This window comes from Bacillus sp. PK5-006 (genome assembly GCF_054161415.1).
This window is the reverse complement of sequence record NZ_CP096414.1, coordinates 2,577,269-2,592,850: the sequence shown is the minus strand read 5'-3', so window position 1 is coordinate 2,592,850 and position 15,582 is coordinate 2,577,269. Positions and strand designations below refer to the sequence as shown.

16 protein-coding genes and 1 pseudogene are annotated in these 15,582 nt (G+C 42.2%); 14 read left to right on the top strand and 3 right to left on the bottom strand.

What is annotated here, in order from left to right:
- Nucleotides 1-843 carry a YitT family protein gene (locus tag M1D84_RS13510; RefSeq protein WP_024425072.1) on the top strand — a complete coding sequence of 281 codons (843 nt, stop codon included), beginning with the start codon at nucleotides 1-3 and terminating at the stop codon, nucleotides 841-843.
- 14 nt (nucleotides 844-857) lie between these two features.
- A complete protein-coding gene (locus M1D84_RS13505) occupies nucleotides 858-1,313 on the top strand; it encodes a BsuPI-related putative proteinase inhibitor (protein ID WP_048238454.1) in 456 nt (151 codons plus the stop codon).
- A 50-nt stretch (nucleotides 1,314-1,363) separates the two neighbouring features.
- On the opposite strand, the gene M1D84_RS13500 is transcribed toward M1D84_RS13505, so the two are convergent.
- From M1D84_RS13500 to M1D84_RS13490, 3 genes are all read right to left on the bottom strand, one after another.
- A complete protein-coding gene (locus tag M1D84_RS13500; protein WP_024425070.1) occupies nucleotides 1,364-1,555 on the bottom strand; it encodes a DUF3813 domain-containing protein in 192 nt (63 codons plus the stop codon).
- The gene (locus M1D84_RS13495; protein ID WP_024425069.1) at nucleotides 1,552-1,701 is read right to left on the bottom strand and encodes a hypothetical protein; all 150 of its coding nucleotides are present in this window, start codon (nucleotides 1,699-1,701) and stop codon (nucleotides 1,552-1,554) included. The genes M1D84_RS13500 and M1D84_RS13495 overlap by 4 nt, the downstream gene beginning before the upstream one ends.
- An 88-nt stretch (nucleotides 1,702-1,789) precedes the next feature.
- Nucleotides 1,790-2,602, bottom strand: coding sequence for a Cof-type HAD-IIB family hydrolase (locus M1D84_RS13490; RefSeq protein WP_122631171.1), 813 nt, complete (start codon nucleotides 2,600-2,602; stop codon nucleotides 1,790-1,792).
- 137 nt (nucleotides 2,603-2,739) lie between these two features.
- Between M1D84_RS13490 and M1D84_RS13485 the strand changes: the two genes are divergently transcribed.
- The 12 genes and pseudogenes from M1D84_RS13485 to M1D84_RS13430 all read left to right on the top strand — a co-directional run bounded on the left by M1D84_RS13485 (nucleotide 2,740) and on the right by M1D84_RS13430 (nucleotide 15,491).
- Complete coding sequence (locus tag M1D84_RS13485) at nucleotides 2,740-3,525, top strand: alpha/beta fold hydrolase (protein ID WP_024425067.1); 786 nt, start codon at nucleotides 2,740-2,742, stop codon at nucleotides 3,523-3,525.
- Nucleotides 3,526-3,571: 46 nt separating this feature from the next.
- Complete coding sequence (locus M1D84_RS13480; protein ID WP_024425066.1) at nucleotides 3,572-3,880, top strand: metal-sulfur cluster assembly factor; 309 nt, start codon at nucleotides 3,572-3,574, stop codon at nucleotides 3,878-3,880.
- A gap of 87 nt (nucleotides 3,881-3,967) precedes the next feature.
- Nucleotides 3,968-4,270: pseudogene (locus tag M1D84_RS13475) on the top strand (hypothetical protein).
- Nucleotides 4,271-4,407: 137 nt separating this feature from the next.
- A complete protein-coding gene (argC, locus tag M1D84_RS13470; protein ID WP_224426369.1) occupies nucleotides 4,408-5,445 on the top strand; it encodes an N-acetyl-gamma-glutamyl-phosphate reductase in 1,038 nt (345 codons plus the stop codon).
- Nucleotides 5,446-5,467: 22 nt separating this feature from the next.
- Nucleotides 5,468-6,688, top strand: a complete 1,221-nt coding sequence (gene argJ, locus M1D84_RS13465) for a bifunctional ornithine acetyltransferase/N-acetylglutamate synthase (RefSeq protein WP_332284609.1) — start codon at nucleotides 5,468-5,470, stop codon at nucleotides 6,686-6,688.
- 14 nt (nucleotides 6,689-6,702) lie between these two features.
- A complete protein-coding gene (argB, locus tag M1D84_RS13460; RefSeq protein ID WP_025093396.1) occupies nucleotides 6,703-7,479 on the top strand; it encodes an acetylglutamate kinase in 777 nt (258 codons plus the stop codon).
- Nucleotides 7,476-8,627: an acetylornithine transaminase gene (locus M1D84_RS13455; protein WP_041110104.1), complete on the top strand. Its 1,152-nt coding sequence runs from the start codon at nucleotides 7,476-7,478 to the stop codon at nucleotides 8,625-8,627. Before argB ends, M1D84_RS13455 begins: the two co-directional genes overlap by 4 nt.
- 71 nt (nucleotides 8,628-8,698) lie before the next feature.
- A complete protein-coding gene (locus tag M1D84_RS13450; protein WP_332284607.1) occupies nucleotides 8,699-9,760 on the top strand; it encodes a carbamoyl phosphate synthase small subunit in 1,062 nt (353 codons plus the stop codon).
- Complete coding sequence (locus M1D84_RS13445) at nucleotides 9,753-12,833, top strand: carbamoyl phosphate synthase large subunit (RefSeq protein ID WP_277722144.1); 3,081 nt, start codon at nucleotides 9,753-9,755, stop codon at nucleotides 12,831-12,833. Before M1D84_RS13450 ends, M1D84_RS13445 begins: the two co-directional genes overlap by 8 nt.
- Complete coding sequence (argF, locus tag M1D84_RS13440) at nucleotides 12,830-13,780, top strand: ornithine carbamoyltransferase (protein ID WP_041110110.1); 951 nt, start codon at nucleotides 12,830-12,832, stop codon at nucleotides 13,778-13,780. The genes M1D84_RS13445 and argF overlap by 4 nt, the downstream gene beginning before the upstream one ends.
- Before the next feature lie 102 nt (nucleotides 13,781-13,882).
- Entirely contained in the window at nucleotides 13,883-14,062 is a 180-nt protein-coding gene (locus M1D84_RS13435; RefSeq protein WP_008348517.1) for a YjzC family protein, read from the top strand.
- A gap of 163 nt (nucleotides 14,063-14,225) precedes the next feature.
- Nucleotides 14,226-15,491: an MFS transporter gene (locus M1D84_RS13430; RefSeq protein WP_024426491.1), complete on the top strand. Its 1,266-nt coding sequence runs from the start codon at nucleotides 14,226-14,228 to the stop codon at nucleotides 15,489-15,491.
- Nucleotides 15,492-15,582: the final 91 nt, after the last annotated feature.

Here is a 15,582-nt window from a genome sequence, read left to right as displayed (position 1 = left end):
ATGTTCATTGGAGAAGCAAAAAAACTCATTGTCGTCGTTATTGGTGCATTACTCAATGCGATTGGACTGAATTTATTCTTAATCCCAGCTGACGTATATGCGAGCGGTTTTACAGGGGTAGCCCAGCTGTTATCCAGCTTAATCGATCAATATGCGCCATTTTATGTATCAACAGGGATTCTATTATTTATTTTAAACATTCCAGTCGGCATTTTAGGCTGGATGAAAGTTGGCCGTTCCTTTACTTTGTACAGCATCATCAGTGTTGCACTGACGACCATTTTCCTTGGCATTTTACCAGAAACGAGTGTTTCCCACGATATTTTATTAAATGCTGTGTTTGGCGGTGTCATATCCGCAGTAGGGATTGGAATCACGCTCAAATACGGGGCTTCGACAGGCGGACTTGACATTGTTGCTATGGTTTTAGCGAAATGGAAGGATAAACCAGTTGGCACGTATTTCTTCATTTTAAATGGAATCATCATTTTTACAGCAGGATTATTACAAGGTTGGGAGAAAGCATTATATACCCTTGTCACATTATATGTGACCACAAGGGTCATTGATGCCATCCATACAAGACATGAGAAGCTGACCGCGATGATTGTCACGAAGAAAGCAGATGAAATCAAAGAAGCCATTTATGGAAAAATGGTCAGAGGCATTACGACTGTACCTGCAAAAGGCGCATTCACCAACGAACAAAAGGAAATGATGGTGATCGTCATTACAAGGTATGAGCTATATGAACTTGAACAAATTATTAAAGAAGTCGATCCAAAAGCCTTTACAAATATTGTGCAGACAACCAATATTCTTGGATTTTTCAGACGAGATTAAAAGGTGGGTAGCAGATGAAAAAAGGGTTGGTGCTTCTTCTCATTCTATTGGTTTTAGCCGCTTGTGGACAACAAAAAAAGGATGAACCAGACAAGGAGGTATCCGGTCAAATGGGAGAAAAAACGGTTGAGCTCACAGTAGACCCCGTCCAGAAAGGTTCTTCAGTTCAATTTAACATGTCACTGAAAAATGAATCAGATCGAGATATTGAATTTACCTTTAACACAAGCCAAAAATTCGAACTTAGTGTGTATGACGAAAACGGAAATGAACAATACCGCTATTCGAAAGACCGTATGTTCACACAGGCCATCCAATCTTTCGTACTGAAAAAAGGCGAGGCCTATGATTTTCAAGATACGTGGTCAAACGGAGTAAAGCCCGGAACGTACGAAGCAGTCGTTACGTTTAAAGGAAAAGCAGAAGGGCTGAAACAAATCACGGAGAAGAAAACGTTCCAAGTCAAATAAGTGCAGGAATCAGAAAAAGCTGTCCATCTATTGTGGACAGCTTTTTTATGTTAGAGATCATCGAGCAAGTCTTGGAAGGTATGCAGCTGGTTTCTTTCTGCATCTGTCGAATTGGCAAATGCAGACGATACGGCGTTTTTCGCCCGTTTCACTGCCTGCTGACGCTCTAACCCAGATGAAAATGAAGAAGTAAGAGCTTCTTCAGTAAACGATTTGGCTTGATCAAAAAGTTCGTTTCTCACAATGAACCTCCAGAAGCATCAGTCTTCATATTTCCTCTGTCTGACGCTTCTTCAAGTGTCGAACGATAAGGAAAGCGTGCGTCATGAAGACTGACTGAATCTTTACCTTGTTGTATAAAGCGTTTCGATTTGCTTCTTTTACCCATTCGGAATCCGCCCCTTTACACAAGCTGACAGGACAACCTGTCTAACGGTAGTATGCCCGCTTCCATCTGCTATGTATGAATGGAAAAATTAAAGCGAGAAGTAATTCGTTAGAAACTTCGCAATCCCGTCTTGTTCATTTGTATCAGTGACTTCATTTGAGACACGTTTCACGGCATCAATGCCGTTGCCCATTGCTACACCGCAACCAGCAAATTCAAGCATTTCTAAATCATTGTCTTCATCTCCGAATGCCACAATCCGCTCCTTAGGAACACCGTAATAATCACTGATCTTTTGCAGTCCAACGGCTTTGTTCATGCCTGTTTTAATGATTTCAATCACGTGCCACGGGGCAGCCCAGCGCCTGTGATCAATCACTTCTGCATGGACATCTGATAAATAGCTTCGAATAGCTCCGACGTCCTCTTCTTTTGCATGGATTAACACGCTCGTCACATTCTCTCCAAGGTTGTCCCTAAGGTCTCCAACAGTAACTTTGTTTGCATTCATATTAAAGATATCAATGAGTTTTTCATCATGATAATGGAAATACAAATCGTCTAACACTTCAGCCAACACATTGTGCACTTTATACTCTTCACTAATGTCTACAAGCTGTTTGACCACTTGAAGATCAAGTGACGTATGAAATCTGCCCCATTTTTCATCAAGAGGATGATGGACAAACGCTCCGTTAAAATTCACAATGGGTGAATCAAGCTGTAATTGCAGATAATAAGGAGAGCTGGATCGAAATGGCCGGCCTGTTGATATACAGACATGATGCCCGCTGTCTCTCACTTTTCGAATGACGTCAAGTGTATGCGCAGAAATGGTTTTATCATCTTTTAATAATGTGCCATCCAGGTCAAGTGCGATTAGATAAGGTTTAGTCTCCATAAAATCTCCTTTGATCTGTAAGTGATAGGAGGCAATTCATGTTAACGCCTCTATCTATAGTGTATCTTTATCACATCTTTGTTGTCTACATGTTAAAATAAACAAAGACGGGAATGATAAAGGAGGATTCATAGGCTGTGATCACCATTGATGAGCAAATTACGCGCGATATTCCATTTTTACATATCGTAAAAGCTGAAAATAAAGACAAACCGCTGCCGCTTGTATTTTTTATTCATGGATTTACAAGTGCACGCGAGCATAATTTACACTTCGCCTTCCATTTGGCGGAAAAAGGCATGAGAGTCATTTTGCCTGACTGTGCTTATCATGGTGTAAGATCAGAAAACCTCAGCTTAGAGGAACTGGCATCAAAGTTCTGGGAAATTGTGCTGAACGAAATTCGTGAAATCGATATACTTAAAACATACTTTCAAGAAAAACAATTGATTGAAGCCGATCTGATAGGCGTTGCGGGTACATCCATGGGCGGCATCACCACCTTTGGTGCACTTGCCAAGCATGATTGGATCAAAGCCGCTGTCAGCTTGATGGGAAGTCCAAACTATACGACGTTTCTAAAAGCACAAATCATGGACATGCGTCACAAAGGGTTAATGAAAGACATTACAGACGAAGAGGTTCATCTGCAATTAGACGCCCTGCGCCCATATGATTTAACGCTGCAAACGGATCGATTAAATAAAAGACCGCTCTTATTCTGGCATGCAGAAAATGATCCTGTCGTCCCTTACCGGCACGCAAAATCCCTATATGATGAGTTAGCGGCCACACAATATAAGCAGGATCCGCATCTGATTCGCTTTATTACTGATGGACAAGCAGGCCATAAAGTCTCAAGACAAGCGATGTTTGAAACGATTGACTGGTTTGTGACACATCTGAAAAGCACAAACGTTTAGTCAGAAGAAAAAGTACGTTATACTAATGGAAAAAGGAGTGGATATCATGGATGAAGCATTGAAAGAAAATATTTTAGGCGCCCTAGAACAGGTGATTGACCCTGAGCTGAATGTCGACATTGTCAACCTTGGACTTGTCTATGATGTCGATCTTGATGAGAATGGAAAAGCGGATATCACCATGACCTTAACATCAATGGGTTGTCCTCTTGCACCAATTATCGTGGATGAAGTCAAAAAAGCATTAAGTGATCTTCCAGAAGTAAAAGAAACAGAAGTTCACATCGTATGGAATCCGCCTTGGACACGAGACAAAATGTCAAGATACGCAAAAATTGCGCTCGGTATTCAATAAGCAAAAATGCCTGGTATGAGTTAAACTCATGCCAGGTTTTTTTTATGAAAAATTAAGGTGGAGGAAGAGAGTAGCTTGATATAATGGATGTTTTTCGCCAGCAGTTTGATATTTCCTTTTACATTATTTTTATTAAAAATGTTGAATCAAGCTATTCACAGTTTGGTCTTGCCTAAGGTGTGTTTGGTTTAAGCGGTCCTCACAACAGAGAACAAACGAATGAAAGAAGTCGGTCACTATCATTTTTGGACAGCCCTATTTTCATCCATTGCCATTATGCTTGGCGGCCTGTTTGCTGATTTCTTTACCGTTTACTTCATTTTTTATGCAAGCTCCATATTATATTTATGCAGTGCACTCATGGTCCTCTATATCAAAAACGAAAGATAAATCCGCATGTCTCATGAAGATATGCGGATTTTTTGTTGAAAAAAAATGAAAACAAATATTAAATATACAATTGAATTAATTTTTATACATGTTATAATGTTAAATAATTTCACAAAGATCAAGAGGGTGTATTGACGTTGAAAATAGGTATTATAGGTGCTACAGGGTACGGTGGTGCGGAATTGGTTCGTATCTTCAAGCATCACCCGCATGTGGAGGAATGTATATTGTATTCATCAAGTGGTGATGGGCAATCATACAGTCAATCTTATCCGCATCTAACAACGATTACTGACCAAACATTAAAAGCCATTGACCCGGCTGCCATTGTGCGAGAGACAGATGCTGTGTTTTTAGCGACACCAGCAGGCGTATCAAGTGAACTGACGCCAAAGCTTATGAATCAAGGAGTGCCGATCATTGATTTATCAGGTGATTTGCGCATTCATGATGGAGCAACCTATGAAGCTTGGTATAAACGAAGGGCAGCGGATACAGCATCTGTTCAACAAGCGGTGTACGGTTTATCCGAACTGAATCGTGACAAAATTCAACAGGCTGAAGTGATTGCCAATCCGGGCTGCTTTCCTACCGCAGTTCTTCTCGGTTTAGCACCGCTCATCAAACAGAATGTCATCGATGAATCCATGATTATAATAGATGCAAAAACAGGGGTGTCCGGTGCCGGACGATCTGCCTCACTTGGCACGCATTTTTCAGAACTAAACGATAACTTTAAAATTTATAAGGTGAATGAGCATCAGCATACGCCAGAAATAGAGCAAATATTAAGAGAATGGAACCCGCAGACGGCGAACGTCACATTTTCTACGCATCTTGTCCCGATGACAAGAGGGATTATGGCGACGATGTATACACAATTAAAAACAGATGTCACAAAAGAAGAATTGATGAAGCGAATGAAAGACTTTTATGAAGATTCCTATTTTGTCAGAGTGAGAGATCACGGCGTTTATCCACAAACGAAAGAAGTATACGGCAGTAACTTCTGTGATATTGGCTTTCATTTAGATGAGCGAACAGGGAGACTGACAATCGTGTCGGTCATAGACAATCTCATGAAAGGTGCGGCCGGTCAAGCGGTTCAAAACTTCAACATCATCAAAGGCTTACATGAAGAGGCGGGCCTCACAATGACACCTCTTTATCCATAAGAGAACAGGGGAGACAACAAACATGATCGAATTGAATGAAAAAAGCATTGTCAAAATAGACGGTGACGTATCATCACCAAAAGGCTTTGAAGCAAAGGGGATTCACATTGGCTTGCGCTATTCAAAAAAAGACCTTGGCCTCATCGTCAGCGAAGTACCAGCAGTAAGTGCAGCCGTCTACACACAAAGTCACTTTCAAGCTGCGCCTCTCAAAGTCACACAACAAAGCTTAAAAAAGACAGGACAATTAAAAGGTGTCATTGTCAATAGTGCCATCGCCAATGCATGTACTGGTGAGCAGGGATTAAAAGACGCATACGACATGCAGGCAGCCTGTGCAGATATGTTAGGTGTAGCACCTGATTATATTGCTGTTTCTTCTACAGGTGTCATTGGGGAATGTCTTGAGATGGATAAAATCAAAAAGGGCATCGCCGAGTTAAAAGAAGCAAAAGCCGAAAAAGGCCATTTTGAAGAAGCGATCTTAACGACAGATACTGTCATTAAAAATACAGCATACACCCTTACGATAAACGGAAAAGAGATCATCATTTCAGGCGCAGCAAAAGGCTCTGGCATGATTCACCCGAACATGGCGACAATGCTTGGCTTTGTCACAACAGATGCAAATGTCGAACAGGAAGCCTTACAGCAAGCGCTTCGTGACATTACGGATGTGACTTTTAATCAAATTACCGTCGATGGAGAAACTTCGACAAACGATATGGTGCTTGTGATGGCAAATGGAATGGCACAAAACGATGCACTCAATGAAGAGCATCCAGAGTGGCCATTGTTTAAAGAAGGATTAAAACTAGCTTGCGAGGATTTAGCCAAAGAGATTGCGAGAGATGGAGAAGGCGCAACCAAATTAATTGAAGCAAAAGTCGCTGGTGCTAAAAATAACTTGGAAGCCGGCATCATTGCAAAAAAAATCGTTGGTTCAAGTCTTGTTAAAACCGCTGTATATGGTACAGATGCCAACTGGGGCCGAATCGTTGGAGCTATTGGTCATAGCGCAGCTTCCGTCACACCGGAAGAGGTAGAAGTCTATTTAGGCGGACAATGTTTATTCAAACACAATGAACCGCAGCCATTCTCAGAAGAGGAAGCAAAAGCATATCTAGAGCAGGATGAGATTACGATTTTCATTCAAATGAGTGAGGGGAATGGTGAAGCTGCAGCATGGGGCTGTGATCTTACCTATGATTATGTGAAAATTAACGCGAGCTATCGCACATAAAGAAGGAGATAGACATGAATAAAACGATCGTGTTCAAGTGTGGAGGCAGTGTCATTCGAGAACTTTCAGATACATTTTATGAAAATGTCCGCTCACTTCAAGCTGCTGGATTTAAGCTGGCTATCGTGCATGGCGGAGGACCTGAAATCACCGACATGCTGCAAAAATTAGAAGTGAAAACAGAATTTGTTGATGGTCAGCGTAAAACAACGAAGCCTGTGTTAGAGGTAGCCGAAATGGTTCTCTCAGGAACAGTCAATAAATACTTTGTGTCAGAGCTCGCAAAGCATGATATATCATCTGTCGGCGTATCCGGTAAAGATGGGCAGATGCTTGTCGCCGATTTCCTTGATCAAGACGTTTACGGGTACGTTGGTGAAATCAAAGAAGTTCATCCAGAAATGGCAGAAGCACTCATGGAGAAACAATTCATTCCTGTGATTGCGCCGCTGTCTATGACGGAAGAATGCCAAACCTTAAATGTGAATGCTGATTTAGCTGCATCAGCTGTCGCCGGAGCTATGAAAGCTGATAAGCTCATGTTTGTCACAGATGTTGAAGGCATTTTAAAAAATGGTGAACTATTAGATGTCGTCACAGAACAAGAAGCCCTTTCACTCATTGATGAAGGCATTATTTCCGGGGGAATGATTCCAAAAGTACAATCCGCTTTGAGTGCTTTATCAGGTGATGTAGATGAAGTGATGATCGTAAATGGCAAAGGCAGTATCTTTACAGGAGAAACCTTTAAAGGAACAAGAATCGTGAAACAAAAGGAGGCGGTCCTGTGAGTCATCTTTTTCAAAACTATGGACGGTGGAATGTTGAAATTAAAGAGGCAGCAGGTTCTTGGGCAATCGATACAAATGGAAAAAAATATTTAGACTTTATACAAGGCATTGCTGTTACAAATTTAGGCCACAATCATCCAAAGGTCAATCAAGCCATCAAGGAACAGCTTGACCACGTCTGGCATGTATCGAATCTATTTGAAAATGGACTGCAAGAAAAAGCAGCAGAAAAGCTGGCAGCAAACAGTTCAGGGGATCTCGTGTTTTTCTGTAATAGCGGGGCAGAGGCAAATGAAGGTGCCATTAAATTAGCACGTAAAGCGACAGGGAAAACAAATATCGTCACATTTTTGCACTCTTTCCATGGGCGCACGTATGCTGGTATGGCTGCCACAGGTCAAGATAAAATCAAAACTGGCTTTGGCCCTATGCTGGAAGGCTTTCACTACGTACCGTTTAATGATCCAGACGCTATGTCAGCCTGTGCAGTCGATGATGTGGCAGCGGTGATGCTGGAGGTTGTGCAAGGTGAAGGTGGAGTGAATCCAGCGACACCAGAATTCCTTGAAGCCGTTCAAGCATTTTGCAAAAAGCATGAAGCACTGCTGATTGTAGATGAAATTCAAACGGGCATCGGTCGTACAGGAACAGCATTTGCGTACGAAGAGACATGTCTTGACCCTGATATTATCTCAGCAGCAAAAGGGTTAGGAAACGGCTTTCCAGTTGGTGCAGTCATAGGGAAAAAAGCTCTAGGAGATGCATTCTCTCCAGGTTCACATGGTACAACATTTGGTGGGAATATGCTCGCCATGGCCGCTGTGAATGCGACACTCGATGTCATTTTCAAAGAAGAGTTTCTTTCAGAAGTGAAAGAAAAGGGTGATTACCTGTTAGAAAAGCTGCAAAATGTCAAACAGCTGAATATCGTAAAAGAAGTGCGGGGAAAAGGATTGATGGCAGGTATTGAATGTGATCAGCCAGTCGCCGGCTATATCACAGCTCTTAGAGAACAAGGGCTACTGGTGCTTCCAGCTGGTCCGAATGTCATTCGTTTATTACCGCCGCTGAATGTGAAGAAAGCAGAGCTGGATCAAGCGATCGAAGCAATTGTTCAAGTATTAGCCAATAAAACAGTTTCGGTGTAAATTTTTTTACAAACGAACGTATAAAAATACATTTGTATCATTAATTATTCAATTTTTGGGGTGACATAAGCATGAAAGGTTATTTAAATTTAGAAGATGGAGCCTCTTTTGAAGGAGATCTGACAGGAGAAGCTGGCATCACAGGTGAAGTGGTCTTTTTTACAGGTATGACAGGTTATCAAGAGGTGCTCACAGATCCTTCCTATAAAGGTCAGATCATTGTTTTCACATATCCGCTGATCGGAAATTACGGCATTAACCATGAAGACTTTGAGAGCAAGAAGCCTCAAGTAAAAGCGGTGGTTGTGTACGAGGCAGCAGAGCAATTTTCACATCATCTTGCAGCGGTCAGCTTAAAAGATTATTTACAAAAGTGGAATATCCCGCTTCTGACACATACAGATACGCGCGCAGTCGTGCAAAACATCCGGGCAAATGGAACGATGAACGCTGTGCTCAGTGTAGACGAAAACGAAACACCGCCTGCAATGAAACAAGACAATGTCGTCGCACAGGTGACAGATAGTGAGATTTACACACAAGGCAGCGGTGAGGAGCATGTGGCGCTCATTGATTTTGGCTTTAAAAAATCAATTGCAGATTCGCTTGCAGCACGCGGCTGTAAAGTAACCGTCATTCCATATAAACAAATGGAAAAGGTATTTGAGATTAAGCCGGATGCGATCCTCTTGTCAAACGGACCTGGAGACCCGAAAACCATGACACCGTATTTAAAAACAATTCATGACATCATGATGTCATTTCCGACACTTGGGATCTGCCTAGGTCACCAATTGATCGCTCTTGCACTTGGCGGAGATACGTATAAGCTGCCATTTGGCCACAGGGGAGCGAATCATCCTGTCCAGGATACAGAGTCAAAACGTGTATTTATGACAAGTCAGAACCACAGCTATGTTGTGAATGAAAAAAGCATGAATGACAAAGAAGTGGATGTGAAATTCCTTCATGTCAATGATGGATCTGTAGAAGGATTCATTCATAAAGAAAAGCTGATTATGTCAGTTCAATTTCATCCAGAAGCACACCCAGGGCCTGCTGAAAGTGAATGGGTATTCGATGATTTTATTGAGAAAGTGAAACAAGCAAGGAGAGAAGTCGCACATGCCTAAAGATCAAAGCATACAAACCATTCTAGTCATCGGGTCTGGTCCAATCATCATTGGTCAGGCAGCAGAATTTGATTACTCAGGAACACAAGGATGTATGGCCTTAAAAGAAGAAGGCTACAAAGTCATCTTAGTGAATAATAACCCAGCAACCATTATGACAGACGAGTCATTTGCTGATGAAATCTATTTTGAACCGCTTTCAGTTGATTCAGTGACAAGAATCATTGAAAAGGAAAAACCAGATGGTCTTTTAGCCAACCTTGGCGGACAGACGGCTTTAAACCTTGCTGTCGAGCTGGAAAAAGCCGGTGTGCTGAAAAAGCATGGGGTGACCCTGCTCGGAACGTCAGTTGAAACCATTGAAAACGGTGAAGATCGAGAGAAATTCCGTGCTCTCATGAAGCATTTGAACGAACCTGTGCCAGATAGTGAAATTGTGGATAATGCGGAAGATGCTCTTCAATTTGCAAAAGAAGTCGGCTTCCCAGTTATCCTAAGACCAGCATACACACTTGGCGGTAAAGGCGGCGGAATCGCTCTAACAGAAGAGGCGTTTAAGCCGCTCATTGAAGGAGCTCTTTTAGCGAGTCCAATTCACCAGTGTTTAGTTGAAAAAAGCATAGCTGGCTTTAAAGAAGTCGAATATGAGGTCATGAGAGACCGTCAAAATACGTGTATCACGGTATGCAACATGGAAAATATCGATCCAGTTGGTGTGCATACAGGAGACTCGATTGTCGTTGCACCTTCCCAAACATTAACAGATCAGGATTACCAAATGCTCCGTTCTGCAAGCCTGAAAATCATTTCAGCGCTGGATGTAGTCGGCGGCTGCAACATCCAATTTGCCCTTGATCCACTCAGTAAAGAATACTTTGTCATTGAGGTGAATCCTCGGGTCAGCCGTTCTTCCGCTCTTGCATCAAAAGCAACAGGCTATCCGATTGCGAAAATGGCAGCTAAGCTTGCGGTGGGTTATACGCTAGACGAATTGAAAAACCCGCTCACAGGCACAACCTATGCTAGTTTTGAGCCGGCACTCGATTATGTTGTCGTGAAATTCCCGCGCTGGCCGTTTGATAAATTTAAACAGGCAGACCGTCAATTAGGCACAAAAATGAAGGCCACTGGTGAAGTCATGGCGATTGATCGGAATTTAGAGTCAGCCATTCAAAAAGCAGTTGCATCACTTGAAATTAAAACGAAGGGCTTCCACCTTCCAGAACTGAAAGAGCAATCGACAGAACAATTATTTGAACTCATCAAAACACCAGACGATCGCCGGTTTTTCGCTGTTATGGAGCTTCTTTCAAGACAAGAAACGGTTGAAACGATTCATCAAACGACGAAAATTGATCGATTCTTCTTACATGTGTTCCAGAATATGATTACGCTCGAACAAGAATTGAAAGATCATAAGGGGACGCTATCAAAAGATACCTTGAAAAAGGTAAAGGAAAAGGGTTTCCTTGATGAAACGATTGCTCTTCTTACGGGTCACACGGAAGAGTCAATCAGGCAGCTTCGTCAAGAATACGGTATTGCTGCTTCATTTAAAATTGTTGACACATGTGCGGCGGAATTTGATGCAAAAACGAATTACTTCTATTCCACCTACTTCGGCAAAAGCGATGGTGAACATCAAGAAAAAACAAAGCAGCGTGCACTCATCATTGGCTCTGGTCCGATCCGAATCGGGCAGGGGGTCGAGTTTGATTACAGTGCCGTTCATGGCGTTCTGACCTTGCAAAAGCTTGGATTTGAAACCATCATGATGAACAACAATCCAGAAACAGTCAGTACTGATTATGAGATTGCCGATCGTTTATATTTTGAGCCGATTACATTAGAGCACATCCTAAACGTTGTGGAAGCAGAACAGATTGATTTTGTCATTGTCCAATTTGGCGGACAGACTGCGATTAACGTCGCAGAAGGCTTGGAAAAAGCCGGTGTCACGTTGTTAGGTACGTCCTTTGATACGCTGGATGCACTTGAAGACCGTGATTTATTCTATCAGCTTCTTGATGAACTGAATCTTCCTCACGCAAAAGGAGATACGGCTCATTCAAAAGAAGAAGCACTCGTACATGCGAAAAGCATCGGTTACCCTGTATTAATTCGCCCATCGTATGTCATTGGCGGAATGGGAATGATCGTTGTTCAGTCAGAAGCACATTTGGCGTCACTGCTTGATCAGCCAGATCATTTGCCATACCCAATCTTAATTGATGAGTACGTCACTGGAAAAGAAATTGAAGTCGATCTTATTTCTGACGGAAAAAAGGCGTTCATTCCAACCATCGTAGAACATATTGAGAAAGCGGGCGTGCACTCAGGTGACAGCTTTGCCATTTTACCAAGTATCTCAATCAGTGAAGACATCAAACAGCAGGTGCATACTGCGTCTGAACAAATAGCGAAGAAATTAGCGTTCAAGGGCATTATGAATATCCAATTTGTCATCAAAGGGGATCAGGCGCTTGTATTAGAAGTGAATCCGAGGGCAAGCCGGACTGTACCAGTCGTCAGTAAGGTAATGGGCATTGATATGATCCCAATGGCCACTCAATTATTAGCTGGTGCATCGCTTGAAGAACTAAACCCTGCAACGAAAAACAAAGGGGGGACAGCGGTCAAATTCCCAGTGTTCTCATCACATGCCATTCAAGATATCGACCTCAAGCTGACACCTGAAATGAAAGCGACAGGAGAAGGAATGTGTGTAGGCAAGAACGCCGAAAGCGCCTTGAAAAAAGTGTTTGCGCCGATCTGGAAGCAAAAAGGAAGCCTTTTTATACAAGGCAGCGAGCAATTGATAGATGAAGCGAAGCATGCAGGCTTTGACGTCTGGACTGGCAGCTTTGAATCTTGGCTGCAGAATGAAGATAAATCCCTTCATATTCATTTAGGAGAAGATGAAGAGGCAAAAGAGCAGCGTGTAAAAGCACTCACACACGGCGTTCAAGTCCTAACCGAATATGAAACAGTTCAAGCATTCCTGCAAGGGAAAAATGGAGATGTATCACCAGTATCGCTCCATGAATTATATAAAAAGGAAGTGACGGCATGAGTCAAGTCGACGTGCAACCGGCATTATACGGAAAAGACTTTTTATCATTAAAAGATTTCTCAATCCATGAGATTGCTTATTTAATTGAAAAAGCGGAAGAAATGAAACAAAACCCATATCAAGATTTATTCAAAGGAAAAACGTTAGCGATGATCTTTGAAAAATCTTCAACTAGAACCCGTGTCTCGTTTGAAGCGGGGATGACGCAGCTAGGAGGACATGCGCTCTTCCTCAGCTCAAATGATTTGCAAATTGGCAGAGGAGAAACCATCAGTGATACAGCGCAGGTGCTGTCTGGTTATGTCGACGGTATTATGATTCGAACCTTTGAACATGAGAAGGTTGAAGAGCTTGCACAATACGCGTCTATTCCAGTCATTAATGGATTAACCGACTACTCACATCCATGTCAGGCGCTTGCTGATTTATTAACCATTAAAGAAACAAAAGGTACTTTAAAAGGAATCAAAGTGGCCTATATCGGTGACGGAAATAACGTGGCGCACTCCTTGATGGTCGGCTGTGCGCAGCTAGGCTGTGACATTGCGGTTGCATCACCAAAAGGCTATGAACCACTTCAAGAAGTAACAGACACTGCCCGTGAGTTTGCAAAACAATCAGGCGCAGAAGTGACCGTGACAACAGATCCTGTTGCAGCTGTAAAAGATGCAGATGTTATTTATTCAGATGTGTTTACAAGCATGGGGCAGGAAGCAGAAACAGAGAAACGTCTTGCTGAATTTAAAGAATATCAAGTCAATGACGAACTGATGAGTCATGCAGCAAAGGACTATATTTTCCTTCATTGTCTCCCGGCACATCGCGGGGAAGAAGTGACGGCAGATATTATTGACGGGCCGCAATCAAAAGTATTTCAACAGGCAGAAAACCGCCTGCATGTGCAAAAAGCGTTAATGAAAGAACTTATGTATCAACCATCCAAATAAATCCAAGTGTCCCTGACTCGTATGAGCAGGGACTTTTTGCATAAAGGATTGGAGAGCCAAGGGACGGGACATAATAACATCAATCGAGAAAGGAGGATGAAAATGGGTCAGCAGCATCAGTTTAAATCAGGGAATAAAGCACCGAATAATGGTGTGTATATCGAGATCGGCGAAACTGGAAGTATGGTGAAAGATCCTTTAAAGATTAAGCTTAAAGCAGGCGATGTCTTTCCTGATAACTCGAACCATAATCGTGTTTGGACCTACCAAAGAAAGCCGTAAGCAATTGACTAAGAGTCAGCAGGAATAAGACTTTAGAGGCATGTGTCATGCCTCTTTTTTCTTTATAATAAAAAACAATTAAGTTCAAATTTTCAAATAAATAGTATGAAAAAAAGAGAACTTAAGGTAAAATATGTAATATATTGTTGAAAGGATTTGTGTGATGGAAAAGATGAATCTCAGTGAAAGTGTTTGGAATAAACGCTTCACCTCATTATTCATATCAAGACTCATTAAAAACACAGGGGAAAGTTTTGCTTTTACATCCGTCCTTTGGCTATTGATTTTAAGAGGGGATGGAGCGCTCGGTACAGGACTTCTTCTAGCAGTAACTGTTCTCCCTTCATCTTTGTTAGCCCCAATATTAGGACCTCTTATGAAAAAGCACCATTTGTCTAAATGGATGTTCGCTTCAGATGTTGTTCGAGCAACAATTGTACTCATTATTCCACTTCTGCACTTTTCGCATCTATTGCCTCTATGGTTATTGATTTCATTAATGGTTATTCAATCGGCAACAGGTGCAGCTTATAATCCAGCTTCGGTGGCGATCTTACCGCAGATTGTTCCAAAGCATCTCATTCAAAAAGCAAATGCAATCCTGCAATCTTCTTTTGAGATTGTTGCACTTGCAGCAGTCATGGTGGCAGGTCTTTTGGTTAAATTAATTGGACCTGCAGATACTCTGCTGATCACCACTGCTTTATTTGTGATTTCTGGTCTGTTTATTATCGGGGTCAAACTAAAGAAAACCGATGAAGAAAAAGCAGCGGGCATTAAACAAGCGAAGAATACATATTTGTATAACTTAAAAAGAGGTTTTCTCGTTGTCAAAAACCATCACATTTTATTTGCGCTCACGCTGTATTGTATCTTAATGAATGTCGCAGCAGCTCCGTGGCAGGCACTGTCAGCGGTATACGTAGCAGAAGCGCTGCAAAGCGACTCCATGGTGTATTCCATTTTAAGAGGTGTTGCCGCAGTTGGCGCGTTTATGATGGGCTTTGCTCTGGCAAAAGTGAAAATTAAGAGATTTGGTTTGTTCTTTATTGTCGCTGGCATGATTGAAGGGGCTGCATTCTTTATTACAGGGATGAGTACATGGCTGCCGGTTGTTCTGCTTGCTTCCTTTATTTTCGGAGCTGCTGTCAGTGCGATCAATGTGCCGGAAATGGTCATTATTCAAACATCTGTTGACCAAGAGGATCAGCCGCAAGTATATGCTGTGATCAATGCCTCATCAAATGTCTTTCTCCCGCTTGCAGCTGTCGTATCAGGCGTCCTGGCAGAAAGATTTGGAGCGGGACCTGTCATTGCTGGCGGAGGAATCCTTGAAATTTTATCAGGTATCGCGATCTTCCTGTTTACAGGGCTTGCGAAAAGCCATTTGACAGCGGACAAACAGAAGTCCGAAACCGTCGAGGTATAAACAATAAAAACCCCCTGTATGTTTAAGGCAGGGGGTTTTAGCGTGCCGCAATCACTCTGCAAAAAGAAAAAAGAGCTAAACATCAATTTAG

Excerpts from the sequence above, each read along its gene's own strand:
- M1D84_RS13510 (WP_024425072.1), top strand. The coding sequence starts at position 1 with ATGTTCATTGGAGAAGCAAAAAAACTCATTGTCGTCGTTATTGGTGCA.
- M1D84_RS13505 (WP_048238454.1), top strand. The coding sequence starts at position 858 with ATGAAAAAAGGGTTGGTGCTTCTTCTCATTCTATTGGTTTTAGCCGCT.
- M1D84_RS13495 (WP_024425069.1), bottom strand. The coding sequence starts at position 1,701 with ATGGGTAAAAGAAGCAAATCGAAACGCTTTATACAACAAGGTAAAGAT.
- M1D84_RS13490 (WP_122631171.1), bottom strand. The coding sequence starts at position 2,602 with ATGGAGACTAAACCTTATCTAATCGCACTTGACCTGGATGGCACATTA.
- M1D84_RS13480 (WP_024425066.1), top strand. The coding sequence starts at position 3,572 with ATGGATGAAGCATTGAAAGAAAATATTTTAGGCGCCCTAGAACAGGTG.
- argJ (WP_332284609.1), top strand. The coding sequence starts at position 5,468 with ATGATCGAATTGAATGAAAAAAGCATTGTCAAAATAGACGGTGACGTA.
- argB (WP_025093396.1), top strand. The coding sequence starts at position 6,703 with ATGAATAAAACGATCGTGTTCAAGTGTGGAGGCAGTGTCATTCGAGAA.
- M1D84_RS13450 (WP_332284607.1), top strand. The coding sequence starts at position 8,699 with ATGAAAGGTTATTTAAATTTAGAAGATGGAGCCTCTTTTGAAGGAGAT.
- M1D84_RS13445 (WP_277722144.1), top strand. The coding sequence starts at position 9,753 with ATGCCTAAAGATCAAAGCATACAAACCATTCTAGTCATCGGGTCTGGT.
- argF (WP_041110110.1), top strand. The coding sequence starts at position 12,830 with ATGAGTCAAGTCGACGTGCAACCGGCATTATACGGAAAAGACTTTTTA.
- M1D84_RS13435 (WP_008348517.1), top strand. The coding sequence starts at position 13,883 with ATGGGTCAGCAGCATCAGTTTAAATCAGGGAATAAAGCACCGAATAAT.
- M1D84_RS13430 (WP_024426491.1), top strand. The coding sequence starts at position 14,226 with ATGGAAAAGATGAATCTCAGTGAAAGTGTTTGGAATAAACGCTTCACC.